The sequence below is a fragment of the Tautonia rosea genome, assembly GCF_012958305.1.
GTDB lineage: Bacteria > Planctomycetota > Planctomycetia > Isosphaerales > Isosphaeraceae > Tautonia > Tautonia rosea.
Genome location: NZ_JABBYO010000013.1, coordinates 167,036 through 193,566, shown reverse-complemented (window position 1 = coordinate 193,566; position 26,531 = coordinate 167,036). Strand labels below are relative to the sequence as shown.

Genomic DNA, 26,531 nt, shown 5'->3' with positions numbered 1-26,531 from the left:
GCGTCTCCGCCCGGAGGCACCGGATATTCTTCCTTGCGGCCGAATACCCAGCGGCCGGGCAGTTCGACCCTTGCCTCCGGCCTGGATGATACCACGACGGACGACCTGATCTCGATGGCTCGCTCCTGCAGCGCCTCGAACTCGAAGAGGATGTCGTCGATCTCCTCGCGATCGACTTCGCTTTCCTCGGCGAGGAGGAAGCGAAGGAGGACCCCGCCGTCGACGCACTCCAATGAGATCGCCCGCATGTTGGGCGAGATGGCGCCGAACATCGCCTGGACCAAGTCGAGGACCCGGGCGTTCTCGAACGCAAGTTCGGCGGAATCGCACGCCGGCATGGCTCTCCGCCGCCTAACCTTGTTTGTCGACGGCGTAAATGTCGTGAAACATCACGACACCCACCGTATAATCCCACGCTGCTCGCATCCTGATCGCTGGCGATCACGATTGCAAGCGGATTCCGGGAATACCCGGCATGAGGGCAGGAAAGTGGCGGGGAAGCCGAAGCTGCTGGATCAGCAAGACCCAAGCCACCGCTGCGGGTCGCCAGGGCAAAGTCTTCGTGCCCTGGTCCGCAATCGCCGCGCCGACCGGGGTACGCTCGCAGACTCGCCCTGCCCCGGCCACCCACCCGGGATCGACACGCCCCTAACCACCCATCGCCAGCCCCGCCAGGATGATTCCCGCGACGAGACATGCGACCGCCAATGTCTGGGCGATCAGGCCCGCAGACGTCCGGTGCCTCGGGCAGCTCCTGGCCCGGCGTTGCTTGAGGAAGATGCCGAGGGAGGTCCCGAAAAACATCAGCGACAGCAGGGCAGGCCAAAGGGATGGGTTCATCTCCGGACTCTCGGCGTAGACGTTCGCGATTTCGGATCACTGCAGCATGGCCGCCCGGAACGAGGCGTCCAGGCCTGAACTGGCACCCTCCCGGACAATCACGCGCACCCGATCGGGCAGGGTCCACGATCTCGACGGGTGGAGTCGGTGGCGAGCCCTCCGCGAGCGAAGCCGCGGCGAGGACGGGAACACAGGCCCATTCTGTCCATCGGATCTGCCTGGCGCTCGCCGTCCTCCGGCCGGCAGCCGGCGTGCGGACCTGGGACGCGGGCTGGACATCAGCGAGTCCCGGCACGTCCATGCCCTTCGAAGCGATCCAATTCCACCGTTTGCCCGCTTTTTGTGACTGGCGCGGCCCGTTTCCACGATGGTAATGACGATGGGGCGTGCGCCGATGGCGTCGCACGCCCGGCCATTTTCCCCACCGTCTTTGAGCAAAGGCCCTTCGATGAGTGACACCGCTTCGCCGCCGCCACCACACTCCTCCGGCCCCCGGACCGCGTCCGGCTCGCCCCGCAGCCGACAGAACGCCCGCATCCACGGCCTGACCGCCACCTTGCCCGAGAGTGACACCGAGGCCGCGCTCATGCAAGCCTTCGCCGATCGCTGGACGGCCCAGCTCGGCGCCGACACCGAGGCCGAGGAGGCCCTCATCCGCGCCTCGGCCGTGGCCTATGCCCGCCTCGAACGCTGCCGAAAGGTCGAGGAACAGACCCTGGCGGAGGCATCGCGCGAGGCCGTCTCCCGATGGGAGAAGACGCAGCAGCATGCCGTCCGACGCAAGGCTCAGGACCTCTCCCGAGACCCGTCGAACACCCTGGCCGACCTCGAAGCCTCCTCCTTCGGCTGCGAGTGGCTCATGCGCCACTGGCTCCGGCTCGACCTGAAGCTGGAACAGGGGATCGCCTGGGATCGGGACGACAAGTCGCTTTCGATGCGGCTGCTCGGCTTCCACCCGCAGGCCCCCGGCCCCGACGCCGCCCCGGCCCTCCGGCGCTTCTGGCACCTCGTGCGCCTCTGCTGCCGCGAGGCCGTCCCTCCCGTCGACGCCTGGCCGGCCGACCCCGTCGCCGCCCGAGCCGAACTCCGGGTCGTGATTCAGGACGAACTCGACCGCCTCGGTACCCTCCGCGACCAGTCCTGGCTCGAGCACGACGCCGACCAGGCCGCCGCCGTCGCCCAGCTCGCCCTGATCGACACCAGCAAGGCGGGCCAGCTTCGCCAGCGCTACCACCGCGAGGCTTTCTCCGAGATGATTCGGGGCATCAATCAGGTCATGCGCCTCCGCGTCGAACGGAGCAAGGACCAGGACCGTCAGTGGCACCAGGCCCACCCCCACGTCTCTCGCAAGCGATTCCCTGGCACCCCCTCCACCGGCGCCGGCTTCCCCAACCGAGCCGCTCCCAACACTCCCGCACCCCCTCCTCCTGCACCCGACGTCCCCGCCGACCCTCGCCCCTCCGATTCCCGAAACGAACCGCCGCCGTCACCCTCCGACCCCTTAAGACATCCGCTCAAACCGTATTACACAAACGACTTACGCCGCAACGAATCAGAACGCACCTCTCCCGACGACGTGCGCACCGAGCCCCGATTTCCGAGGTCCTCCCCCCTTCCCGACGGCCCGACGTCGTCCGCCGAAGGCCCTCGACCCCCCTCGGACTCGTCCCCTCGACCGTGACCTCCCACCCGATTCCTCGATCCGACCGCGTGATCGTCCCCCCCGAAGCGGGCCGATCCCGGGGACAGTCCGTTCTGAACGCTCCTCCTTGAAGATCCTCGACGGGTTCGGAACACTCAAAAGACGCGGCTCAGCCCCTCAATGCGGGCTCGTCTTGACTCGACCAGCGAACCCCTCCAGGCCCTCGCCATGAACATCTGGGACGTGATGACCATTCCTCGGGACGACCTCGGCCGAGGGGCCCGCGTCCGGGTCCGCATCGCCGGAGACGCTGAGGCCCTGATGGTGGAGATGGCCCGAGTCATGGCCGCCGAGGTGGTCGAACACACCCGGCAAGGGCGGCCCACCTGCCTGATCGTCCCGGTCGGGCCGGTCGGGCAGTACCGCCATCTGGCCCGGCTCGTCCAGGACGAGGGGCTCGACCTCTCCGGCACCACCCTCATCCAGATGGACGAGTTCCTGGATGAGTCTGGGGCCTTGATCGACCCGCAGCACCCCTTGAGTTTCCGGGGGTTCCTGGATCGGGAGTTCTTCGCGACCCTGCCCCCTGAGCGGGCCCCGAAGCCCGAACAGCGCGTCTGCCCCGACCCCATCGCTCCCGATCGGATCGCCGATCGCATCCGAGAGGCCGGTGGGGTCGATGTCTGCTTCGGGGGGATCGGCCTCAATGGCCACCTCGCCTTCAACGAGCCGGAACCGGAGGCATCCGTCGATGACTTCGCGAGCCGACCCACTCGGGTGCTCGACGTGGCCCCTGCCTCTCGGGCTCACATGGCGGTCAACCTGAGCTGTGCCCTGGCCCTGATCCCAACCCGAGCCGTGACCCTCGGCATGAACGAGATCCTCGGGGCCCGTCGTGTCCGCATCTTCGCCAACCGCTCGTGGCAGCAGGGGATCGTCCGGCTGGCCGTCCACGGTCCCCTCTCGGCAAGCTGCCCCGCCTCGCTGCTGAGACTCCACGAGGATACCGAAATCGTCATCACCGATGAGGTCGCCCAGCCGGTGGAGGTTCGACTCCGATGAGTACCGATCCCCTCTTGTCTGGCCTCCCCCGCCGAGTCCTGGCGATCGGGGCCCATCCGGACGACATCGAGATCCTCTGCGCCGGCACCCTCGCCCGCTTCCTCGACCTCGGCGCCTCGGTCCATCTGGCCGTCGCCTGCCAGGGAGACCGGGGCGGCCTGGCCGGTTCCGACCCGGAGTTGGCCGCTCGCCGAAGGGCCGAGGCCGAGGCTGCCGCGGCCCTGCTGGGAGCCCCGATCGACTTCCTCGACTTCCAGGATGCCGGCGTCTTCGACACGCCCGAGGCCCGCGATCGGTTCGTCGCGATCATCCGCAAGGCCCGGCCCGACCTCATCCTGACCCACGCCCCGGAGGATTACCACATCGACCATATTCGGGTCGGCGAGCTGACCTCGGCGGCCTCCTGGTTCGCAGCCTCGCCAGGGCATCTCGGGGATCAAGCGTGCCTCGATCGGCCCCCCGCCATCGTCTTCATGGACACGATCGCCGGGTCGGGGTTTGAGCCGTCGCTTTATGTGGACATCTCGGAGCACTTCGATCTCAAGCGCCGGATGCTCGCCTGCCACGCCAGCCAGACCGCCCGAAACGACGGCGGCATCCACGCCCTGTCCGACCTGGCTGAGGTCCAGGCAAGGTTCCGGGGATTCCAGGTCGGCGTGCCGTTTGCCGAGGCGTTCCGACCTGCTCCGCTCTGGGGGCGTCGGAGGGCCGGGCCGCTCCTGCCCTGACTGGTCGGTCGACAGGGGACCATTGATGGCCGATCATGTGGGCGATTGTCCCTCGAACCTCTCCTCCCTCCTTTGCCCCTTGGACCCGACGATGCCGCAACCCGATCCTGATCCCGATCGATCCTCTCGAAGCCTCGGCACGTCGGCCTGGCTGGTCTTCACGATCGCCTCGGCCGGCTGGGTCTTCGACGTCTACGAGGGGCAGCTCTTCGCCGTCTTCAAGGGGCCGATGCTCCGCGAGCTGCTCGGCGGCGCTCCGGGAGCCGAGCTGACCGAGAGCCTCCGAGGCCGGATCGACTGGCACAGCAACGTGGCGTTGGCTCTCTTCCTGGTGGGAGGAGCCGCCGGGGGGCTCGGGTTCGGCATGCTTGCCGATCGGGTGGGTCGGGTCCGGACGATGGGCCTGACGATCCTCGTCTACTCGATCTTCTCGGCCCTGACCTACCTCGTCACCGAGGTCTGGCAACTGCACGCCCTGAGGTTCCTCGTGGCGATCGGAGTGGGGGGTGAGTGGGCTGTGGCGGCCTCCTTGGTGGCCGAATCGGTTCCGACCCGATGGCGTGCGATGGCCGGGGGAGCGTTCCACGCCTCGAGCGTTCTGGGTCTGGTCCTGGCCTCGGCGACCGGCTGGATCTTCTCGGAGCCGGACCAGTGGCGCTGGGCCTTTTTGATCGGATTGCTCCCGGCCCTCCTGGTGCTCTGGATCCGGATGAGCCTACGAGAGCCCGAGCGCTGGCGGCAGGCCACCCAATCGCCCGGAGCCGACCCGTCGCCTGCCGGTGATCCCGTTCCGAGCACTCCGAAGCGATCGGCCGGATCGCTCGGCCAGTTGCTCGGCGATCGGCGATGGCGGCCTCGGGCGTTGATCGGGATGGGCCTGGCGGCCGTCGGACTCGGGACCTACTGGGGAGTCTTCGCCTTCGCTCCCGAACTGGTCAAGGACGTGCTGGGCGACTCCCTCTCCGACGCCGAAAAGCAGGTCCGCGCCAGCCAGGTCTACTCCCTGATCACCCTGACCGGCAGCGCCGCCGGCCTGCTCGCGTTTGCCCCCCTGGCCTCGACACTCGGCCGCCGGAAGACCTTCCTGCTCTATCACCTCGGGGCGTTGATCCTGGTCCCCTTGACCTTCCTCACGGCCTCGACCTTGCTCACCACCGTCGTCCTGTTAGCCCTGATGGCCGCCTTTGTCGTGGGGATGCATGCCGGCTATGCGATCTACTTCCCCGAGCTCTTTCCGACCCACCTGCGAGCCACCGGGTCGAGCTTCTGCTTCAACGTCGGCCGGATCCTGGGGGCGGTGATGCTCCTCGTCCGGGGAGGCCTGGGAGCGGCGATCGGCGTGCGACCCGCCGTCGCGGTTGTCAGCCTGGTCTTCCTCGTCGGCATCGCCCTGCTGACCGTCGCCCCGGAAACCAAGGGGACCGAACTTCCCGAGGAAGACTCAGCCATAGCCTGATCCCCGGTTGAACGATCGACCGTCGCGATCGCGGCCCAGGTCAGCCCTCTGGCGGGGCGACCTCGCTTGCAGCGGCGGGTTCCTCGGCGATCGCGCCGGGCCGAGCGACCTTGAGGAACCCGGAGATGCCGACGATGACGAACCCGAGCAGGATCGTGATCGCCAACCACTGCCGAGCCTTGCGTCGGATGCCCGCGAGGGCCTCAGACCGGCCGACGAGGGCCGAGGCGAGGAAGAAGACGACGAAGGCCAGGAGGATCTTGATCCCCATGAGCCCATGATAGAGCCCGTCGCCCCGATGCCGGGGAAGGGCCACCGCGAGGTAGTTGTAGAAGCCGCTGAGCAGGAACAGGGCAATGCCCCACGTCACCACTCGACGCCAGGTGGCCATCAAGCGCTGCCTCAAGGCGTCGTGATCGGCCTCGGTCAGCGAGGCTGAGGCCGCGGGCATGAGCACGACTCGGAGGAAGACGCTCCCACCCAAGACCACAATCGCCGTCCCCACATGAATCCATCGAGCGAGAACATCCATCGGCAGGAACGAATCCATCAGCGCGAACTCCGTGGGACGATCGGGAGGTGAGGCACCTCCTCGCCCGGGTCCCCTTCACCATTTCGGAGACCAACGAGCGATCGACCGTCATCGTACCGGGATCCCGGACCAGGGCAATTGCGTTGATCGCAATCGAGGCTCAACCGGCCATCAGGAACTGATGGAGATCGTCGGCCAGCGCCTCGGCCGTGGGATGGCGATCCGAGGGATGGACCGCCATGGCGCGCTCGATCATCGCCTCCAGAGGTCGGGGGAGGCCCGGACAGACGCTCCGAGGCCGCAGGGGACGCTGCGCCATCAGGCAAGCGGCCAGAGCCGGCAGCGGGCAGCAATTCGGCACCTGGAACGGGCGGGTCAGTGTCACGGCCTCGAACAGAGTGACGCCAAGCGCATAGATATCGCAAAGCCGTTCGTCTCGGGGGCCTCCGCGAAGCTTCTCGGGAGCCATGTACAGGGGGGTCCCCGCGCCATCCTGCAGCTGCTCGGGGGTGGCGATGTCCAGCTCTCGCCCCAGGCCGAAGTCAGCCAGGTAGGCTCCGCCGCTGGATCGGTCACGATCGACGAGAATATTCGCCGGTTTGATGTCTCGGTGGGCGACCGAGGCCGCATGAGCCCTTGCCAGGGCTCGGGCGATCTGTTCCATGATCCCAAGGATCGATCGGAGGTAACTGGTCTCGGGCAACGGGTCGAGCCAGTGCGGCCTGCGGAGCATCGGCTCCCATTCGCCTCGGCGTCTGGCGATGACTTCACTGAGGGGGTCCCCCTCGACGACCGGCATGGCCATGTAGGCCACGCCGTCGGCGGTGCCGAAGTCGACGACGGGCAAGGTGGCCAATCCGGCGAGCCGACGACCACGCTCGGCTTCGCGACGGAATCGGGCGAGGCGGCGGGGGTCGAGCCCTCGAACGCCGGTCAGGATCTTCAGCGCCACCACTCCGTTCTCCGGCTGATCGGTCACGGCACGCCAGACAACCGCCTGAGACCCTGCCCCCAGAGGCTCAAGGAGCACGTAAGGGCCGATGCGCTGGCCTCGGATCTCGAAGTCTGCGGCCTCTCGATGAGCCACGATCGGATCCGAATCCGGCACTCGGACGAACGGCCCCGGGACCATTTCAATCGTTGCCGAGTCCAGGATCGCGGTTGCGAGGCTGGCCGAGACAATCGGCGAAGGTCGACTCCAGGACCATCGATCCAGGCCCTCAATGGGAATCGCAATCAGGTCACACGGTGGGGCTTGCATCACAGTCACTCATCCGCGCGTCGACTCCCGTTGGTCTCACGAGGGCCAGGCCAACGCCTGGGCGGCCCTTTCCCCCGAGGGCGAACGGTCGTCCGAATCTCAAGCGTGGTGACGGTGGCGAGCGTCATTCGCGGCCGCTCCGCTCTCCCGCTGAGAGCAGGATATGTCACGATCCGGCCAGCGAGCGGCCGATTGTTGCCGGATCTCCTGATTGATTCCCCTCCTGGACCGAGAGCGGTCGAGAACCCTCGCATTCCGATGTCCGAACGCGACAAAACCCCGTCGCCGGAGGCCATCGCCCCACGATCCATCGGGGGGCGATGGCCTCTCGACGTTCTTCCCGAGGGGGTCTCACGACGCCGAATCGTCCTTGAGGACCTCATACTCGAGCTGCAAGGGGGGAGGGTCGCCCCCTTCTCCCTGGAGGTAATGCTCCATCCAGCGGATCATCCGCAGGTTGTAGTCATAGCGCGAGGCGGCCCGGCGGTTGCCGTGCCCCTCGCCCGGGTAGAGGATCAAGCGCACGGGGGCCTGATCGACGAGCTTCAGGTAGCGGTACAGCTCGAGCGACTGCGCCGGGTGAACGCGGGGGTCCTCCTCGCCGTGGAGGATGAGGATCGGGGTCTGGGCCTTGGTGACGTGGTGGATCGGGCTCCGCTCCAGGAAGAACTGCCAGTCCTCCCAGGGGCGCTTGCGGGCATGAACAAGATATTCCTCTTCAGGGATATCCGTGGTGCCCGACTTGGCGATCTTGTCGGAGATGCCGACGAACATCACGGCCGCGGCGAAGCGGTCGGAATAGTAGGTCGCTCCCCAGGCCGAGGCATAGCCGCCGTACGATCCGCCGGTGATGCCGACCTTCTTCGGGTCGATCAGGCCGGTCTTGTCGAAGTGGTCGATGGCGTCGACGAGGTCGTCGAACTCCTTGCCGGCGGCGTCATTCTGGCCGAGCTTCGAGAAGGCGACGCCGCGGCCGGTGCTGCCCCGGTAGTTCGGGTAAAAGACGGCGAAGCCTCGGCCTGCGGCGAGCTGGCCGGGCTGGGCGTAGCTGGTCAGCCAGCCGTTGCGGTCGTGCGCCTCAGGGCCACCGTGGACGTAAAGGATCATCGGGGACCGGGCCCCTTCCTCGCGGTCGAGCGGGTGGATCAAGATCCCTTGCAGTTCCAGACCATCGCGGGCCTTGAACGTGATGACCTCTTGATCAGCGAATCGGAGATCATCGAGCACGGTGTTGTGCTGGGTGACTCGCTCGGGCTCCGAGCCGGATTGGACCATGCGGTAGACTTCGGCCGGATGCCGGGGGGTCTCGCCGATCAGGGCGATGGTCTCGGAGCCGCTCGGGCGGTGGATCGCGTTGAAGATCACCGGACCCTGGACCACGACCTCGCTCCGGGAGGGGTCGTCGACCGAGAGTTCTCGGAGGGTCGTCTGCACTCCCTCGGAGCTGAGGGCGAGGAGGGTCGTCTCGTTGAGCCAGGTCAGGTCTTCAAACTGCCCTTCGTGTCCCGGGGCCAGCTCGGTCAGGTTGCCGTCGTCGATCGAGGCGACGAGGACGCGGCCGGGGGACGGATCGTTCAGGTCGGCGGCCGAGATCAAGGCGAGCCGGGTCCCCTCGGGGCTCCACCGGACCGGGCCGAGCTTGCCGGGATTGTCGAGGGCCCGGACGACCTCGCCCGACTCGGCGTCGACGACGTGGACCTTGCGCTTCATGAAGCCGTCGTCGACGCCGGGGGTCGGCGCGAGGGCGACGGCCAGGTGCGCGCCGTCGGGGCTCCAGGATAGTTCGGAGGCCGAGCCGTCCAGCTCCAGGGCCTTCGGTTCGTCGGCCTCGTCGTCCCCGATGGTGGCGATCAGGACGCGGACGGCTCGCCATTCTTCCTCGAACACGCGTTGATTGAACCCCTGGTCGCGGAGTTTTTTCTGATCGTCGGGAACCGATTCGCTGGCCAGGAAGGCGACCTTCTTACCGTCGGGGCTCCAGGAATAGGAGGCGATGGCCTCCTTGTGCGCGAGGACGCGGCGGGCCTCGCCGCCGTCGACGGGGATGACGTAGAGGCTCGGAGACTCGTCGCTCCCGCGTTTGGCCAGGAAGGCGATGCCGGTGCCGTCAGGCGTCCACGAGACCTGCGAGACGTTCACCTCGCCGGAGACGTACGGACGGCTTCGGCCGTCGTCATCGACCAGGTGCAACTCGGTCCAGGCTGGGCCATCCTTCTCGCTCTTCAGGTTCCGAGGGACGGCCAGCACGTAGGCGATGGCCTCCCCATCGGGCGAGGCGGCGACCTGTGTGACCACCTGAAGCTGGGCGATCAGCTCGGGGGTAAACGTTGCAGGGGCATCCTCAACAGCCCCTCGGGCGATCGGCGGGATCGTCGCGAGGAGCAGGACCCAGGCAAAGCTCGCCCGGCAGATTGGTCGGAAGGTTCGGCTCATCGATCATCTCCATCACACAAGGGAATCGGGCCGTCGGCCGCCGGAAGGCCCACTGACCCGAGGGACACACCCCTCGACACCATAGCGGAGCGGAGCACGCGAGGACACAGGGCCGGCCCGGGCGGGTCAGGAGCCGGCAGGACGGCATCGTCAGTCGCCACGCATTCCGGGCTTCGAGCGGGTGCGCGATCGGATTCCGTTGAGAGAAGCGGCGGGAAGGAGACGGGGAGGAGATCGCGCGCAGAGCCGCAAAAGGCGCAGAGTACGAGAGTGCGGCCGAGAGCCAGACCTCTGCCCTCTTTCCTCTTGCTCATCTGCCTTCTCTGCGGCTCAGTGAGAGAGCCTCTCCCCGTTGCCAGAATCTCCTGGAGTCCCCCCCCTTGGAGTTGTCCCGGCGCCCCATGATCGGTACAACGGTGAGAGCACTATTGGGCCTTGCACCCCTCCCGCCGACGCCCTCGATTCGTGCAACCACGACCCGAGGCACCGGCCTGGTCCCTCCGTGTTGGAAGCCTCCTTGACGTCGATCCTCGGCAGGCCACCGCGTAGGCCGTCGGCCTGGGCTTGACGCTCAGAAAACACTGTTCACATCAACACGCAACCTAATGTGTGTGTGATCCTGAACGGAGACGGCGATGCTCTCAATCAGTGGACCGGGCGGGCGATATTGCGACGGTGTGTCACGGCGGGGCTTTTTGAAGCTGGGGAGCCTGGCCTTCGGGGGCCTCTCGCTGCCGCAGATCCTCCGGGCCGAGCAGGCGTCGGGCAAAGGGTCGTCGGAGAAGGCGATCATCATGATCGTCCTGCCGGGCGGGCCGCCGCACCTCGACATGTTCGACCTGAAACCGGAGGCCCCTGCCGAGATCCGAGGAGAGTTCTCGCCGATCGAGACGAGCGTGCCGGGCATCTGGATCAGCGAGCTGATGCCGAGGCTCGCGGCCTCGATGGACCGCTTCGCTGTGATTCGGACGCTCGTCGGCGGACGAGACGACCACAACCTGCACCAGTGCCTGACCGGCTGGGAGAGCCACCCCCAACAGGGGGACTCGCCGGAGATCCCCGGCTATCCCGAGGGGGGGTGGCCGTCGATTGGCGCCGTGCTGTCGGCGATCCGAGGGCCGAGCGATCCGGCCGTGCCCCCGTTTCTCAGCCTCGCGCCGCCGAACACGGAATCGACGACCCGGGCCTCGCTCAATCAAGGGGGCTACCTCGGCGCCCGTCACGCAGGGTTCGAGCCGTTCAAGAAGGGGAACGACGAGATCAATCTCTCGGGCGTGGACCTGAACCGCCTGGCCGATCGCCGGGCCTTGCTCGGGAGCCTCGATCGCTTCCGAAGGGGCCTCGACCAGACCCGAGCCGTGACCTCGTTCGACGCCTATACCTCCCAGGCGTTCGACCTGCTGACCTCCAGCACGGTGGCCGAGGCGCTCGATCTGTCCCGAGAAGATCCTCGCACGCTGGCCCGCTATGGCGCCCCGTCGGGAGGGGAACCGGAACACGGTGGGCCGAAGCTGCTCGAAAATCTGATCGTGGCCCGTCGGCTGATTGAGGCCGGGGTCCGTTGCGTGACCCTGGCGTTCAGTCCCTGGCCCCTGGAGCGAGAGAGCCGAGGCGGCTTCAACTGGGACTGGCATTTCGATAACTTCAAGAAGGCGAAGGTCGCCTTGCCGATGCTCGACCAGGGGATCACCGCTCTGGTCGAGGACCTGGAGGCCCTTGGGAAGCTGGATGACGTCTCGATCGTCGTCTGGGGCGAGTTCGGCCGGACCCCTCGGATCAACAAGGACGCCGGCCGCGACCACTGGCCTCACGTCGGCAACTGCCTGATCGCCGGCGGAGGCCTGAGGACCGGCCAGGTCATCGGCCGCACCGACCGCTTCGGCGAACGCCCGGTCGAACGTCCCGTCCACTTCCGAGAGGTCTTCGCCACGCTTTACCACGCCCTCGGCATCCATGCCTCGGAAACCTTCCTCCACGACCGGGGAGGCCGGCCGATTGCGTTGGTCGACGATCGGGAGCCGATCCGGGAGCTGATTTGAGGTTACCGGGCCGGGTCGTCGATCGTGATCGTAACTTCCAGGTCAAGGGCGCCTGCATAGCGACCAAGGGTTTCCAGCTTCGGATTGACGTTGTGCTCGTTCTCCAGGCGGCTCAGCGCGGCCCGGTCGATGCCGCTCCTCTGGGCGACGTCGGCCAGGCTCAGGCCCCTCGCCTGGCGGGCTGATTTCAAGGCCCTCGGCAGTGCGGCGGAGGGCGGAGCATTCGAGGTGAGGAACGCCCCCTTCCGCTCTCTGGACCGGCCGCCGGTCGGTAGGAACGAATCCCTTCGCCGTCGCGAGGTGACACCGCGGCTGGAGTCGAACGCCTCTGGGGCACTTCCCCATGAACGACGTGACGCGCATTCTCTGTGCGATCGAGGATGGTGATCCCCAGGCGGCCGAGCGGCTCCTGCCGCTGGTCTACGAGGAGCTGCGCACGCTCGCCGCGCGTCGCCTGGCCCGGGAGAAACCGGGGCAAACACTCCAGGCGACGGCGCTGGTCCACGAGGCCTATCTCGGCCTCGTCGGGAGCGACCGCGGGCGACAGTGGCAAGGGCGTACTCACTTCTTCACCGCCGCGGCCGAGGCGATGCGCCTGATCCTCATCAACCAGGCGCGCGCCAAGGGCCGCCTGAAGCGGGGCGGGGGGCTGCGTCGGGTCGACCTCGACCGGGTGGACATCGAGGCCGAGACCGACGACCTCGACCTGCTCGCCCTCGACGAGGCGCTGGCCCGGCTCGCGGACGAGGAGCCGGAGTGCGCGCGTGTGGTCAAGCTCCGCTTCTTCGCCGGCCTGAGCCAGGAGGAGGTCGCCGAGGCCCTCGGCATCAGCCGGCGGACCGCCGACCGCTACTGGGCCTACGCTCGGGCCTGGCTGCTCCACGCCCTGGAGGCCGACGCAGGGGAGGGGCACGGGACGGGAGCCTGAAGGGATCCGGTGGGTGGGGGATCCCCTGGATCGCAGCGCGGCGCCGTCTCCGGGCTCCTGGATGGAGGAGGGGCTCCCCATCCTGCGCGGAAAAAGTTGGGGCCGGGGTGTCGCATCGCGAGCCGGGACGGTGCCTATGCCTTTGGAGACCGCTGGAAAGGAAGGTGTCCCATGCTCAGACCAACCGCCCCGCCCCGCCCGATGGCGATCTTCGCCGAGGCCCTCGACCTGGCATCGGCCTCGGAGCGCGCCGGCTATCTCGATCGGGTCTGTGCGGGCGATCCCGAGCTGCGCGGTCGTGTCGAGGAACTGCTGCGGGCCCACGAACAGGCCGGGGACTTCCTGGAATCGCCGGCCATGACGCCGATGATCGACGCGGTTCCGCCGACGCCGATCGAGTGCCCGGGGGGATCCCTCGGCCCGTATCGGCTGCTGGAGCCGATCGGCGAGGGGGGCATGGGCGTCGTCTACGTCGCCGAGCAATCCGAGCCGATTCGCCGACGCGTGGCCCTGAAGGTGATCAAGCCGGGCATGGACACGAAGCAGGTCGTCGCCCGCTTCGAGGCTGAGCGCCAGGCCCTGGCCCTGATGGACCACCCGAACATCGCCAAGGTCCACGACGGCGGCATGACGCCCGCCGGTCGGCCTTACTTCGTCATGGAGTTGGTCCGCGGCCAGCCCATCACCCAGTACTGCGATCAGCAGCAGCTCTCCATCGCCGGGCGGCTGGAGATCTTTGTGCTGGTGTGCCGAGCGGTGCAGCACGCCCATCAGAAGGGGGTCATCCACCGCGACTTGAAGCCGTCGAACGTGCTCGTGACGGTCATCGACGGCGTGCCGGTGCCCAAGATCATCGACTTCGGCGTGGCCAAGGCCACCGGCCAGAGCCTCACGGACAGGACGCTGTTCACGGGCGTTCACCAGATTATTGGCACACCCCTTTATATGAGTCCAGAGCAGGTGGATCTCGCGGGCGTGGATGTGGATACCCGGAGTGACATCTACTCCCTGGGCGTCTTACTCTACGAGCTTCTGAGCGGGACGACTCCCTTCGATCCCGATACGTTGGCGCGTGCCGCTTACGACGAGATGCGGCGCATGCTCCACGAGGTCGAGCCGCCGAAACCCAGCACGCGCCTCAACACCCTCGGGCAGCGTCTGGCCAGCGTGTCCGCCCGGCGTCAGACCGACCCGCGCCGGCTGGACCGCGCCCTCCGCGGCGAGCTCGACTGGATCGTCATGAGGTGCCTGGAGAAGGATCGCAAACGCCGCTACGAAACCGCCACTGGTCTTGCGGCTGATCTGATGCGGTACCTGACCGACCAGCCCGTGGAGGCCGGGCCGCCCACCGCCTGGTACCGGTTCTCCAAGTTCGCTCGCCGCTATCGCGCGGGGCTGATGACCGGTTTGCTCCTGGCGTTGACCCTTATCGCCGGGACCCTGGTGAGCCTCCGGCAGGCGGTTCGAGCGGTGAAGGCCGAGCAAGCCGCCGAGCGTCGCGCCGGCGAGACACGCCTCGTCACGGAGTTCCTGGTCAAGGACGTGCTTGGCTCTGCGGCCCCCGCCGAAGCGGCGGGCAAGGCCGTGCGGGTCAGCGATCTGATCGACTCTGCCGAGAACGCTCTGGCGACTCAGTTCGCCAATCAGCCGAGGCTCGAGGCGTCCATGCGCACGGCCCTGGGCCAGGCGGACTTCGCCTTGGGCCGCTATGCCGATGCCGAACGGAACCTGCGCCGTGCGCTGGAGATCCGCGAGCGTCTCCTCGGTCCGGAACACCCGGAAACCCTTGAGACCCTCTCGGCACTCGTGCCTGTGGTCAATCCGAGTGGATTCCACAACATGGCCAGGAAGCAGGAGGCGATCCGATTGGCACGCCGTTCGGCCGAGTCTCACCGGCGCGTGTTCGGCGCAGCGCATCCTGCAACCCTCGCTGCGCATGCGGACCTCGGTGATGCGCTCATTCGTGCGGGGAACCTGCAGGAGGCCAGCGACTTACTCCAACACAACCTTGGCATCCAACAGAAGGTGCAAGGGGCAGGCCATCCGGAGACACTCTGGACGATGACCCTGCTCGGACAGGCCCGCTGTCGACTGGGTGCCTTTGGGGAGGCCGCAAACTTGCTCGGTGCCGTCGTTCGAAGCAATCGGCTCCAGCTCGGCCCGGGCCACCCGGCAACGCTCAAGGGCATCCACGAACTGGCGCATGTCTACCGGGGCGATGGGCAGTTACAGAAGGCGGCGGAGCTCTATCTCGAGGCGGCCGAGGGCAGACGAGCCTACTACGGATTCGAGCATATCATGGTCAGCTCGTCGATGGGGCTCTACGTCGAGACTCTCGAGGAGATGGGCGACGGCCCGGTGATCCGGGCATTCTGCGAGCGCTGGCTTCGTGAGGGTCTGGAGACCCCGATCAGCCTGGACCTCCATCAGCGGGAGCGCCGAGCGGTTCAGCTCAGCAAGCTCGCCTACTGGTTGGCCACCATGGTCGACGCCCCGGCCAACGGTGACTTTTCGCTTGGCCTCCGCGCCGCCAGGGAAGCCGTCCAGATTGGGGACACGCGCGAGCACCATCGGGCCCGTCTCGCGGTAATCCACTTCCGGCTTGGAGACTCATCCACGGCAGAACACGAGCTGCGCGAGGCGCTGAGGCAGCACAACGGAGGCGATGCGTTCGAGTTCGCGGCCATGGCGTTGGTCCTGGCACATCGCGGCGATCGTGAGGCCGCAACCGAGTGGTTCGAGCGTGCGACCCAATGGTGCCTCGAGCACGAGTCACGTGATGCCGGATTCTGGTGGATCTATCGCGAGGCTGCGCTGATTTTGGGCCTCGATCCCGAAGTTCCGGAGCCTCGCGGCATTCTGCCGGTCGACCCCCTTCCCACCTGACCGGTTCTGCGTCGCGGTGCTCAGCGGACGGCCACGCCTCCCGGCTGGATTCGGAATGTTAAGATACCAAGCAGTTGATCACACCATTTCTCTTTCTAATTTCACAATAAGATACTTGAGAGTCCGTGCGCCGTGATTCGCGCAGATGCCTTTCTAAGGAGCCTCCCATGATTCGCTTGACCAACTCGCGTCGCGTTTCCCGACGACCCAGGTTCGACTCCCTGGAGTCCCGCCTCCTGCTCAGCAAGGGCGGCGGCAAGCCTGGTGGTGGCGACCCACCCCCGCCCCCCCACCTCCCACCTCGGCCGACCCGGCCATCGTCTTCGTCGAAGCATCCCAAGCAAAGCCGAATGCGGATTTCATCGACAACCTCGTCGTCATGAACGAGGACTGGTCGAATCAGACCGTCATCTGGTCCGGGGCCGACGAAAACCTCGACTTCGATGACCCGGTCTGGTCGCCCGACCTCGATGGTGATCCCTCCAACGGCTACCAGGGCGCCGTGGCGGTGGTCGTCTCCTCGAACACATTGAATGCCACCGACTACCAGATCCTCCTGATCGATGTCGACATCGCGGACCTCGACGGCGACGGCGTTGACGAGGTCTCGACGCGTGTGACTTCTCGATTCGGGACCGACCCTAACGTCGTCCCCCTCACGGCGCTGGATGGCGTGTTCTCCTACGCTCCGAGCTGGTCGCCCGACCTCGATGGCGATCCCTCCAACGGCTATCAAGGGAAGATCGCGTACCAGGTCCAAGGCGACAGGGAGAATTCCGGGATCGGCGCGATGACCGTGGTCTGGAATGGAGACTCGGCCGATCCGTTCGTCGAGATTGGCCCGTCCGTGGAGTTTTCCTTCTCGATCCCGGTCGCCGAAGGGGACGACCGATCGTCCTTGACACATCCAGTCTGGAGTCCGGACGGCCAGGAGATCGCCTACGAGTGGACGACACGGATCGCTGATACTCAGATCTACCCACGGGTGTTTTATCACATTGAGACAGTGCGACTGATGCCTTTCGAGAGCAAGCCTGACCCCGTGACAGGCGATCCGACCCCGGTGCTCGACCCGGTGCCGCTCATTCCCGATCCCACCACGCGGCGCACGGTGATTGGCCCTGGAGTGCTCAACCCGGACACAGGGGAGGAGTTTGCGACCGATCCGATCCTGGATGTGACCTGGACCCCGGATGGCAGCAGAATCGCGTTCCTGCCGGGAGGAGTCGCTTACACGGTTGGGAGCGACTTCGACCCGGTGAATCCGCCACCCGGCTCCGAGCCCCAGCGCTTGCAGGGCCAGGAGCTCATTCATGAGACGACTGACCTCTCCTACTCGCCCGAAGGACAGCACCTGCTTTACGCAGCGAGACTCTTTCCTTCCGACTACGTCCTCCGCCGCGTGGACCTGACTACCGGTAAGAGCGCCGAACTCCTGGCCCCGAGCAGGACACGGTATCAGGACCCTCACTGGAGGCCGTTCGACGCCGCGACCGCTGGCGAATTCGCGGTGGCAGCATCGACCTCAGCTTCAACCTCCAGTAGGAACATGGCGGTCGCATCGCGGCATCATGGCGGTTTCCCAACACGGACCACCTTGCCAAGCAATATCGTCGCGATCCCGCGCGGGCCGATCTCCCGAGACCCGTCGTTTCTCTGGTTCGCCTGGCGTATCTCGCAGGAATCGGAACCTCGGGGAGTCGCCGGGATCAAACACCTTCGTTCGCCCCGTCGGCCCTGACGCCGCAGCGCTGGCGGGGTCCCCCCCCAAGCGCTGGCCCCGCGACGTCGCCTCGGCACGGCCGCGATGCGATAGCCGTGAGCAGGGGGGATCGTCAGCCTGATCCTCCGCCCTGCCCATGGTCATCGCACGCGTTGCGCGTCATGATCGCCTCGTCCGTCGGGCCACGCGGGTTGATCGGGGACGTTCCTGAGGGGCAGGAAGCACCCTGTTCGGTTGCCCCGTGGTCGTTCGACCGGCTTCAGAACAGGTGATACGCCTTCGCATCCCAGGCGCGGGCCAGTTCCGGGTCCTCGGCCCGCCGCAGCAGGTCGTAACAGCTGTAGGGGTATTTGAATACGTGCCCGATGCCCAGGGTGCGCTCACCGCGCTTCTCCCAGTAGGCGGTGTCGGTGGGCCGCAGCGCGCTCGGCCGGTGGTCCGGGATCCGCCTCGCATCGGCATCGGGACCTTGGCGGGTCACGGTCACGTACTTGCGGAAGGCGGTCCGGCAGCTCTCGGCCCATTCGACCTCCCCCATCGCCGCCAGCTCCACCAACGCCTGGCCGAAGGTCAGCATGTGACCGGCGAACCCCTGGCCGTACCCCTCGAACCGATCGATCGCCGCCAGGGCCTCACGGAGGATGAACCTTGAGGCAGCCACCTCGTCCGCAAACGAGGGCGGATCGACGTCGGGGTCCGGGTCCACATCACGCCAGGGGGTAAAGGAGCGGATGAGGCGACAGACCCCGTCGATCCGCCCGGGCGTGGCCGCCTCGGGGTGCATGCGGAAGGCCTTGATCGCCAGCATGGCGAAGATCGCGTCGTGGCCGACCTGCCGGAGCACTCCTCCTCCCTCGGCCAGGGCGGCCCCAATCTCGTCGATCCGCTCCGGACGGGGCTCGGCATCCGGGAAGGGCTCGCACAGCGGGGTCTTGGCCCAGTTGTGGTCGAATAGCTCGATGATCCGGGCCGTCGCCCGCTCGTCCAGGTCGTTGTCCGTGCACATCAGGTGGGCAGCCACCATGCTGGCGCCTCGATGGCCGTCGGCGAAGTAATCGAACCGGGGGGCCCGGGCCAGGGCGTTGAGGCCAAGCTGTAGCAGCCGGGTGTCCGAGCCGTCGCGGTCCCGGCGGGGAGTCGTCGCACCGACGGCCGGGATGCCCGTCAACAGGCCACCGATGATCACGGTCGTCCGTCTTCCGAAATCCCTCCGGTCGATTCCGTAGTCCATGACGTCTCCAGGGTCGCGGTGAGCGGCGAGGTGAGCTGAAGCAGTCGAAACAACGCGGGGCTACGCCACCGCCATCGTCGTCTCCGGTCTTATTGTTTCGGGCCTCTGGCCACCGGGCAATTGTTGTCGTGTCGTGTGGCCTTCGCCGGGGACCGGGCAGATTCGCAGGGAGTCGCGGCCCACGGCCCGGGCAGCGACGGCCGGTTTACGGCTCGCCGTGCATTTGTACTCGGCGGAAGTTGTGAGCTGCCACTGGAAAAGGGGCTCACGAGGCTCGGGTTTCGGGTACAATGGGGCATTCGATATCCAACGCATGTTGGACAATCCGAAGGGCCCCTGAGTGTCGATTCCCCAAGCAGGGCAGGGAAGACGCGGGGGGCAACGCGATCGCGGAGGACGCTGCCGACATGATCGGGAATCGGGACGACCAGCGGCCGAGGTTCGAGTGCAGTTGCCGACGATTCCGAGGGATCAGGGTCCTTGGGATGATCGCGGTGCTGATGGCGCTTGTTCCGATTGGGGTCGCCGGAGCGGACGAGCCGCAGGCCTCGCAGGAGGGGATCGCGTTCTTCGAGACGCACGTGCGCCCGGTGCTGGTGGAGCATTGCTATGCGTGCCACTCCGAGGAGGCCCCGAGGATTCGAGGGGGGCTGGTGCTCGACAGCAAGCTCGGGTGGGAGGTGGGCGGCGACCTGGGGCCGTCGGTTGTGCCGGGAGATCCGGAGAACAGTCTCCTGATTGAGGCGGTGCGGTACGAGGACGTGCTCCTGAAGATGCCGCCCGAGGGGAAGCTGTCGGATCAAGAGATTGCACGGTTGGTAGAGTGGGTTGAGATGGGAGCGCCGGACCCGAGAGTGGGCGACGGCGCGAGGCCGAGCGAGGCATCGAAGGCGAAGGCGTGGGAGGATCCGGAGGAGGTGGACCTCTGGTCGTTTCAGCCGATGAGCGATCCGGAAGTGCCGGGGGTCTCGGACGCATCGTGGCCGAAGTCGGATCTGGATCGGTTCATTCTGAGCGAGCTGGAGGCCCGGGGGCTCTCCCCTGCCCCTCCGGCCGATCGGCGGACCTTGATCCGTCGGGCGACGTTCGACCTCACGGGATTGCCGCCCACGCCGGAGGAGGTGGCGGCCTTTTTGGCTGACGAGTCACCCGAGGCGTTTGAGCGGGTGGTCGAGCGGCTGCTGGCGTCGCCGGCGTATGGCGAGCGATGGGGACGGCACTGGCTGGATGTGGCCCGCTATGCCGACTCGAACGGCTCGGACGAGAACGTGGCGCACGGGAACGCCTGGCGGTATCGCGATTACGTGGTCGAGGCGTTCAACGAGGATCGGCCGTACGACCGCTTCGTCGTCGAGCAACTGGCGGGCGATCTGCTGCCGAAGTCGGACGATCCCGAGGAAGCCCACCGGCAGGTGATCGCCACCGGCTTCCTGTCGCTCGGGCCGAAGGTGTTGGCCGAGCCGGATCAGCAGAAGATGGAGATGGACATCATCGACGAGCAGCTCGATACGCTCGGCCGGACCTTTCTCGGCCTGACGATCGGCTGCGCCCGGTGCCACGACCACAAGTTCGACCCGATCTCGACGGCCGACTACTACGCCCTGGCCGGAATCTTCAAGAGCACCCGGACGATGGACTCATTCAAGACCGTCGCCCAGTGGCACGAGCACGAGATTCCGACGCCCGAAGATCTGGTCCGCAAGGCCGAGCACGACCAGAAGGTTGCCGAGGCCGAGAAGGCGATTCGCGAAGCCACCGAGACGGCCAACGCCCGGCTCATCGCCGAGGGGGGCGAGGGCTTCGAGCTTCCCGAGAAACCGGAGTCCCTGTATCCGGACGAGACGAAGGAGGAGTTGAAGGGGCTCCAGGAGGCCTTGAAGGCAATCAAGGAGGCTGCTCCCGAACTCCCGACGGCCATGGGGGTGACCGAAGGGGAGGCCGTGACCGATCTGGCTATCCACATCCGAGGGAGTCATCTGACGCTCGGCGAGGTCGTCCCGAGGCGCGTGCCGACGGCCCTGACCCGCTTCGAAACACCGGAGTTCAACGAGTCGAGCAGCGGACGGCTGGAACTGGCGCGCTGGATTGCGGACGAGGAGCACCCGCTGACCGCCCGGGTGATGGTCAACCGGATCTGGCGTTGGCACTTCGGCAACGGGATCGTCGCCTCGACCGACAACTTCGGCGTGCTGGGCGACGAGCCGACGCATGGTCCCCTGCTCGACTGGCTCGCTCATCGGTTTGTCGAGGATGGCTGGTCGATCAAGGCGATGCACCGGAGGATCATGGGATCGCAAACCTATCAGATGAGCAGCGATCCGAACCCGATGGCCACGGCCATCGACCCCGAGAATCGCTTCCTCTGGCGGATGCCGATCCGTCGTCTGGAGGCCGAAGCGATCCGGGACGCCTTGCTAGCGCTAGGCGGCCGGCTCGATCGAGAGGTCGGCGGCTCACTCCTGACGGTCGAAAATCGGGGGTATTTCTTCAATCACACCTCGAAGGACCTGACGAACTACGACAGCAACCGCCGATCGCTCTACTTGCCGATCGTACGGAACCACCTGTACGACGTTTTCCAGCTTTTTGATGCGTCGGATGCCAGCGTGGCGGTCGGCGATCGGCAGAGCACGACCGTGGCGCCACAGGCACTCTTCCTGATGAACAGTGATTTGGTGCTTCAGGCGGCCTCGGACCTGGCGACGGATCTTCTTGGGCAAACCGATCGGAGCGATGCGGAGCGGATTACCTTGCTCTACGAACGGGCCTACGCTCGGCCCCCTTCGGACGAGGAAACGGCGAGGGCACTTGCCGCGATCGATCGATTGGCTGAGGCCTGGGAATCGGATGGGAGCACGATGAATGAGGATGCGCTGCGGCGGGAATCGTGGACGGCACTGTGCCAGGTAATCCTGGCAGCGAACGAATTCATGTACATTCGATGAGATAGGAAGGAGTTCGAGCCGTGGATCGATTGTGGCCCCTCCTGTGGAACCGTCGCCAGATGCTTCGCAACACTGCGAGCGGGTTCGGCTCGGTCGCCCTGGCCGCCTTGCTGGCCGAGCATTCGCAGGGTGAAGGGGGATTGTCCTCGAATCCACTCGCGCCGAAGGTCCCGCATTTCGCGCCGAAGGCGAAGCGGATCATCTTCCTGTTCATGAAGGGGGGGCCGTCGCACCTCGACACCTTCGATCCGAAGCCGAGGCTTCAGCGCGATGACGGCAAGCCTCTGCCGTTCGCCAAGCCCCGGGTGCAGTTCGCCGAGACGGGGGCCTTACTCGCCTCTCCCTGGAAGTTCCGGCGCTTCGGCGAGAGTGGGATCGCCGTCAGCGAGCTGTTCCCGAACGTGGCCCAGCATGTGGATGACCTCTGTTTGATCCACTCCTTGCACGGCACAAACGCGGCACATGGCGGGGCGCTCTTGATGCTGCACACGGGCAGCGACACGTTCGTCCGGCCGAGTATGGGGTCGTGGATCACGTATGGTCTGGGAACCGAGAACCAGAATCTGCCAGGGTTTGTCACCATCTGCCCGACCCTGGCCCACGGCGGTGTTCGCAACTGGGGATCGGCCTTTTTGCCGGCCGCCTATCAAGGGACGCCGCTTGGCAATGCGAGCGTGCCGTCGGATCAGGCCCAGGTCCGCTACATCAAAAACGAACGGCTCACCACCGATGTGCAGCGTGCGCAGCTTGACCTGCTGGCAGAGCTGAACGGCGATCACCTCGACGTCTCCGGCCCCGACCAGGCGCTCGAAGCCCGGCTCGATTCGTTCGAGCTGGCCTTCCGAATGCAAACGGAGATGCCTGAAGTGCAGGAGATCGCGGGCGAGTCTCCCGCGACGCATCGCCTCTATGGGCTCGACGACCCGGTGACGGCCGATTTCGGCCGCCAGTGCCTGCTGGCCCGTCGGCTCACGGAGCGCGGGGTGCGGTTCGTGCAGGTGACGCACAGCGACACGAACGTGCAGTGGGACCAGCACAGCGATCTGAAGGCCGGCCACGAGAAGAACGCCCGGGAAGTCGATCGGCCGATCGCCGGCCTCTTGACCGATTTGAAGGCCCGAGGGCTGCTCGACGACACGCTCGTCCTCTGGGGAGGAGAGTTCGGCCGAACCCCGACCGCCCAGGGGAAGAACGGTCGCGACCACAACCCGGAAGGGTTCACGATGTGGCTCGCCGGCGGTGGCGTCAAATCCGGCTACCGACACGGCGCGACCGACGAGTACGGCTATTACGCCGTCGAGGACAAGGTCCACATCCACGACCTGCACGCGACGTTACTGCACCTGCTCGGCCTCAACCACGAGGCCCTGACCTACCGCTACGCCGGCCGAGACTTCCGCCTGACCGACGTGGCGGGGAGGGTGGTGACGGAGATTCTCTAAAAAGTGAATGCACTCTTATTCAAAGAGAACGAACGAATTCTCGCTCGTCCATCACATTGCGATCGGGAGGCACGCGACACTCATTCGTCTGCGTCTGGGACCGTATCGTCGATGCCAAACTCCTTGGCAAGGAGAGGGTGAATCTCTCGGGCACCGTGCAGGACGCGGACCAGTTCAATCCCGCCGTCGATCGACCGGTAGAAGATGAGGTGCTTACGAAACCGAGTGACGGGGAAAACCCTCAGTTCACCGACCACGTCAGATTCGAGTTCGTACCGGGTCCCTAGGCCTGGCTGCCTTGCTAGCTGATCCAACGTCGTCTCAACCGCGTCAAGGAACCGATTGGCCACGGTGAATCCCGCTTCACGAGCAAAATACCGAGCGTTCATCACCAGATCCCGTCGGGCTGAGGCCCGGCGGCGGACGATTCCGTTCACGGGGCTGAGCCTCCGTCGCGAAGCCCTTCGAGCGCCTCGCGACGAATCGCGTCCCAGTCCTCACGGGTCATCTCGACAGCAGGACCTTCAAGGCCTTCCAGCAGCTTGACATCCAGCTCGTTCCTCGCGTGTCGCCGCTGAGCCTCTCGGATCAGATCACGAACATACTCGCTCGCCGAGGCATAACCCTCGCGAGCGATCTGTGCGTCGATAAAGGCCTTCATTTCTTCGGGAAGCGAGATGTTCATGGTGGTCATAACTCCCTCCTCTCCCCGTCAACCGTAGCATTGATGACAGAAATTGCCAAGGAGGAGTAAACCGAGGAATACTCCAGGCAGCTTATTCACCTTTGATCTCAAAGATGGCCTCGACCTCGACGGCGACGCCGGTCGGGAGCTGGGCGAAGCCGAGGGCGCTGCGGGCGTGGTAGCCGTCGCCGTCCTTGCCGAAGATCTCGTGCAGGAGGTCGCTGCAACCGTTGATGACAAGGTGTTGCTCGTGGAATTCGAGCGTCGAGTTGACGCAGCCGAGGACCTTCAGAACGCGCAGGCCGTTGAGGGTTCCGTGGGCGTTCCAGACCGAGTTGAGGATCTTGACGGCGCACTCGCGGGCGGCGGCCTTCCCCTCGTCGACGGAAAGGCCGGCACCGAGCTTCCCTTTGATGTCGCTGACGTGTCCTGACGTGATCAAAAGATTCCCGCTGCGGACGACCAATGCCAGGTAGCCGGGCTCCTGCTTCGAGAAGGTGAGGCCGAGTGCTTCCGCCTTGTCTTGGGGATTCATGAGCTGATGAGATCCTGTTAGGCACAAAATGGTGCAGTTTGAATGGACGAATGGACCGCTTCGAACGAGGGTGCGGCCTTACCGATCGTGATGTCGTTGCCAGGCCAGGCCCGGCGTTTCGACGCGGAACGAGACGAGTCTCGTGTGTTCGACCTCGGTGACGTAAACGGTCTTGCCGTCGGGGCCGCCGAAGCAAAGATTTGTGGGAAACTTCCCGAGCACGTCGATTTCCCGGAGAATCTCGCCGTCGGGGGTCATGAGGATGACCGTCCCCTTGCCGTGCCGGGTGATGGCGAGGTTTCCGTCGACGTCACAGCGCATCCCGTCGAAGCCGTGGTCGGGAAATTGCTTGATGAGCTGCTTCTCGCCCAGGGAGCCATCATCGCGGATAGGAAACTTCCAGACATTTCGTTGCACTGACTCGTTCACGTAGAGCCAGGCCCCGTCGGGGCTGACCTCGATGCCGTTGGTCGTTCCCAGGTCGGCCGCTGCCCGAGAGACCTCGCCCGAGGGGGAGATCTTCCAGATCTGCCCGGTGCTTTCGGACCAGTTCGGATCGCTCGCGAAGAGGGTCCCATCGGGGGCAATGGCCAGGTCGTTCGGCTGGTTCATGCGGGGTTCGTGGGCGAAGACGGTGATCGCGCGGGTCTCAGGATCGACTCGAAGGACGTTGTGGCCGACGTAATCGGCCACGTACATCATGCCGTTGGAGTCGAAGACGATGCCGTTTCCGACGCTTGGACTGGGAAGACGGACAAAGACCTCGCCAACGCCTTCGGGAGTCACCCGGCCGATCGTGCCTTGCTCGGCGAAGTTCACGGCATAGATGGTCCCGGCCGCATCGCAGTTGGGCCCCTCGATGCCGGGGGTGAAGGCGCCCGTCTCGGTCAGGGGAGTGGCCTGGTCTGGGTCATTCGCGACCGCTCCGAGCATCAGCACGGCCCCGATTGCGAGCGTCTGCGGAATTCGACCGTCCATTGCGTTGCCTCGTTGATGACTCGTCATCGTGGACTCAATGCCCCCCTCGCCGATCGCGGAGCGATCGCCATTGTTCTGCGACCCGAGCCCGTTGTAAAGCCAACGGTGATCGAGGAGGCCGCAATTGCCGGCATTCCGAGTGACCCTTCAGGTGAATCTTCAACACGCTCCGGGTATCGTCGCCAGGACCACGCGGACTGATCGCCGAGCCGAGAGGACCTTGCCATGATTCGCCTCCTGCTGCCGACATCGCTGCTGACCCTTGCGCTGATGACCTCGATGCCGATTTCCGGCAATCCGACTGAGCAAGAGACGAGGGCCGAACCTGCTCCGCGCGCCCGGGTGGATCATTTGGTGATCGTTGGGGTCGATGGCCTGGGGCCGGAGGGAATCCGTCGCGCCGAGACGCCGGCAATCGACGCCGTGATCGCTCGGGGGGCCTGGTCGATGCGGGCGAGGGCCGTGATGCCAACCTCCAGCAGCCCGAACTGGGCGTCGATGATCATGGGAGCCGGGCCGGAACAGCACGGCGTGACCTCGAACGCCTGGGAACCCGACGCCTTTGAGATCGCGCCGACGGTGGCCGGGCCGGACGGACGGTTCCCGACGATCTTCTCGATCCTTCGCGAGCAACGGCCCGAGGCTGAGATCGCGGTGATCTACGACTGGGGCGGGTTCGGCCGCTTGCTAAACGGAGACGAGGTTGACCTGGACCTCGACGCCGATGGACCCGAGGCGGCGACTGCTGCGGCCGAGGCGGCCCTCGTCGATCGGCGACCGACCCTGCTGTTTGTTCATCTGGATCACGTGGATCATGCGCTGCACGATCACGGCTTCCTGAGCGAGCCGTACCTCGATGCCGTGACACAGGCCGATCGGTTCATCGGGCGAATCGTCTCGGCCCTTGACCGTGCCGGTCTGACCGATCGGGCTGCCGTGCTGATCACGTCGGACCACGGGGGGCGGGGAACCTCGCACGGGGGCGCGACAATGGACGAGATGCTCATCCCCTGGATTCTCAGCGGTCCGGGGATTGGGTGCGGTGTCGAGCTGGCGGACCCGATCAACACCTACGACACGGCGGCCACGGCCGCGGTTTTGCTGGGGATCACACCGCCGGAGTGCTGGATCGCCCGGCCTGTCACCGAGGCACTGGCGGCGACGGCCAGGGTCCCGGGTCACTAA

22 protein-coding genes are annotated in these 26,531 nt (G+C 66.1%); 11 read left to right on the top strand and 11 right to left on the bottom strand.

The annotated features are described in order from the left end of the window. Both HG800_RS20970 and HG800_RS20965 read right to left on the bottom strand, forming a co-directional pair. On the bottom strand, positions 1-338 hold a 338-nt coding region (locus tag HG800_RS20970; RefSeq protein WP_169979132.1), incomplete at its 3' end, for a hypothetical protein. A gap of 310 nt (positions 339-648) precedes the next feature. After that, positions 649-840, bottom strand: a complete 192-nt coding sequence (locus HG800_RS20965; protein ID WP_169979131.1) for a hypothetical protein — start codon at positions 838-840, stop codon at positions 649-651. Between the two features lie 448 nt (positions 841-1,288). Here HG800_RS20965 and HG800_RS20960 point away from each other — a divergent pair, with 448 nt between their 5' ends. The 4 genes from HG800_RS20960 to HG800_RS20945 all read left to right on the top strand — a co-directional run bounded on the left by HG800_RS20960 (position 1,289) and on the right by HG800_RS20945 (position 5,728). Next, entirely contained in the window at positions 1,289-2,521 is a 1,233-nt protein-coding gene (locus HG800_RS20960) for a hypothetical protein (protein WP_169979130.1), read from the top strand. Positions 2,522-2,662: 141 nt separating this feature from the next. Beyond that, positions 2,663-3,544, top strand: a complete 882-nt coding sequence (locus HG800_RS20955) for a glucosamine-6-phosphate isomerase (protein WP_169979129.1) — start codon at positions 2,663-2,665, stop codon at positions 3,542-3,544. After that, complete coding sequence (locus HG800_RS20950; RefSeq protein WP_169979128.1) at positions 3,541-4,272, top strand: PIG-L deacetylase family protein; 732 nt, start codon at positions 3,541-3,543, stop codon at positions 4,270-4,272. The genes HG800_RS20955 and HG800_RS20950 overlap by 4 nt, the downstream gene beginning before the upstream one ends. 91 nt (positions 4,273-4,363) lie before the next feature. Beyond that, positions 4,364-5,728: an MFS transporter gene (locus HG800_RS20945; RefSeq protein ID WP_169979127.1), complete on the top strand. Its 1,365-nt coding sequence runs from the start codon at positions 4,364-4,366 to the stop codon at positions 5,726-5,728. 40 nt (positions 5,729-5,768) lie between these two features. Here HG800_RS20945 and HG800_RS20940 read toward each other — a convergent pair whose 3' ends face one another. The 3 genes from HG800_RS20940 to HG800_RS20930 form a co-directional block, all read right to left on the bottom strand. Continuing rightward, the gene (locus tag HG800_RS20940; protein ID WP_169979125.1) at positions 5,769-6,278 is read right to left on the bottom strand and encodes a hypothetical protein; all 510 of its coding nucleotides are present in this window, start codon (positions 6,276-6,278) and stop codon (positions 5,769-5,771) included. A gap of 142 nt (positions 6,279-6,420) precedes the next feature. After that, the gene (locus HG800_RS20935; RefSeq protein ID WP_169979123.1) at positions 6,421-7,521 is read right to left on the bottom strand and encodes a serine/threonine-protein kinase; all 1,101 of its coding nucleotides are present in this window, start codon (positions 7,519-7,521) and stop codon (positions 6,421-6,423) included. Between the two features lie 351 nt (positions 7,522-7,872). Then, positions 7,873-9,954 carry an alpha/beta hydrolase family protein gene (locus tag HG800_RS20930; RefSeq protein WP_169979121.1) on the bottom strand — a complete coding sequence of 694 codons (2,082 nt, stop codon included), beginning with the start codon at positions 9,952-9,954 and terminating at the stop codon, positions 7,873-7,875. 635 nt (positions 9,955-10,589) lie between these two features. On the opposite strand from HG800_RS20930, the gene HG800_RS20925 reads away from it, so the two are divergent. Beyond that, positions 10,590-11,993: a DUF1501 domain-containing protein gene (locus HG800_RS20925; protein WP_169979119.1), complete on the top strand. Its 1,404-nt coding sequence runs from the start codon at positions 10,590-10,592 to the stop codon at positions 11,991-11,993. Positions 11,994-11,995: 2 nt separating this feature from the next. Here HG800_RS20925 and HG800_RS20920 read toward each other — a convergent pair whose 3' ends face one another. Next, positions 11,996-12,184 carry a helix-turn-helix domain-containing protein gene (locus HG800_RS20920; protein ID WP_169979116.1) on the bottom strand — a complete coding sequence of 63 codons (189 nt, stop codon included), beginning with the start codon at positions 12,182-12,184 and terminating at the stop codon, positions 11,996-11,998. 152 nt (positions 12,185-12,336) lie between these two features. Between HG800_RS20920 and HG800_RS20915 the strand changes: the two genes are divergently transcribed. From HG800_RS20915 to HG800_RS20905, 3 genes are all read left to right on the top strand, one after another. Next, entirely contained in the window at positions 12,337-12,921 is a 585-nt protein-coding gene (locus HG800_RS20915; RefSeq protein WP_169979113.1) for an ECF-type sigma factor, read from the top strand. 171 nt (positions 12,922-13,092) lie between these two features. Further along, complete coding sequence (locus HG800_RS20910; protein WP_169979111.1) at positions 13,093-15,807, top strand: protein kinase domain-containing protein; 2,715 nt, start codon at positions 13,093-13,095, stop codon at positions 15,805-15,807. Positions 15,808-16,186: 379 nt separating this feature from the next. Continuing rightward, positions 16,187-17,548 (top strand): TolB family protein, encoded by a 1,362-nt coding sequence (locus HG800_RS20905; protein ID WP_169979109.1) that lies wholly within the window; start codon positions 16,187-16,189, stop codon positions 17,546-17,548. Between the two features lie 241 nt (positions 17,549-17,789). Here HG800_RS20905 and HG800_RS20900 read toward each other — a convergent pair whose 3' ends face one another. Beyond that, complete coding sequence (locus HG800_RS20900; protein ID WP_169979107.1) at positions 17,790-18,761, bottom strand: hypothetical protein; 972 nt, start codon at positions 18,759-18,761, stop codon at positions 17,790-17,792. 500 nt (positions 18,762-19,261) lie between these two features. Here HG800_RS20900 and HG800_RS20895 point away from each other — a divergent pair, with 500 nt between their 5' ends. Further along, entirely contained in the window at positions 19,262-21,706 is a 2,445-nt protein-coding gene (locus HG800_RS20895; RefSeq protein WP_235963842.1) for a PSD1 and planctomycete cytochrome C domain-containing protein, read from the top strand. A gap of 59 nt (positions 21,707-21,765) precedes the next feature. Continuing rightward, positions 21,766-23,148, top strand: coding sequence for a DUF1501 domain-containing protein (locus HG800_RS20890; RefSeq protein ID WP_169979152.1), 1,383 nt, complete (start codon positions 21,766-21,768; stop codon positions 23,146-23,148). Between the two features lie 80 nt (positions 23,149-23,228). On the opposite strand, the gene HG800_RS20885 is transcribed toward HG800_RS20890, so the two are convergent. The 4 genes from HG800_RS20885 to HG800_RS20870 form a co-directional block, all read right to left on the bottom strand. Further along, positions 23,229-23,585 (bottom strand): type II toxin-antitoxin system RelE/ParE family toxin, encoded by a 357-nt coding sequence (locus tag HG800_RS20885; protein WP_169979104.1) that lies wholly within the window; start codon positions 23,583-23,585, stop codon positions 23,229-23,231. After that, positions 23,582-23,842, bottom strand: coding sequence for a type II toxin-antitoxin system ParD family antitoxin (locus HG800_RS20880; RefSeq protein ID WP_169979103.1), 261 nt, complete (start codon positions 23,840-23,842; stop codon positions 23,582-23,584). Before HG800_RS20880 ends, HG800_RS20885 begins: the two co-directional genes overlap by 4 nt. 82 nt (positions 23,843-23,924) lie before the next feature. Then, positions 23,925-24,368, bottom strand: a complete 444-nt coding sequence (locus HG800_RS20875) for a RidA family protein (protein WP_169979102.1) — start codon at positions 24,366-24,368, stop codon at positions 23,925-23,927. 78 nt (positions 24,369-24,446) lie between these two features. Continuing rightward, on the bottom strand, positions 24,447-25,346 hold the full coding sequence (locus HG800_RS20870) for an SMP-30/gluconolactonase/LRE family protein (RefSeq protein WP_169979101.1): 900 nt from the start codon (positions 25,344-25,346) through the stop codon (positions 24,447-24,449). 225 nt (positions 25,347-25,571) lie between these two features. On the opposite strand from HG800_RS20870, the gene HG800_RS20865 reads away from it, so the two are divergent. After that, entirely contained in the window at positions 25,572-26,531 is a 960-nt protein-coding gene (locus tag HG800_RS20865; RefSeq protein ID WP_169979100.1) for an alkaline phosphatase, read from the top strand.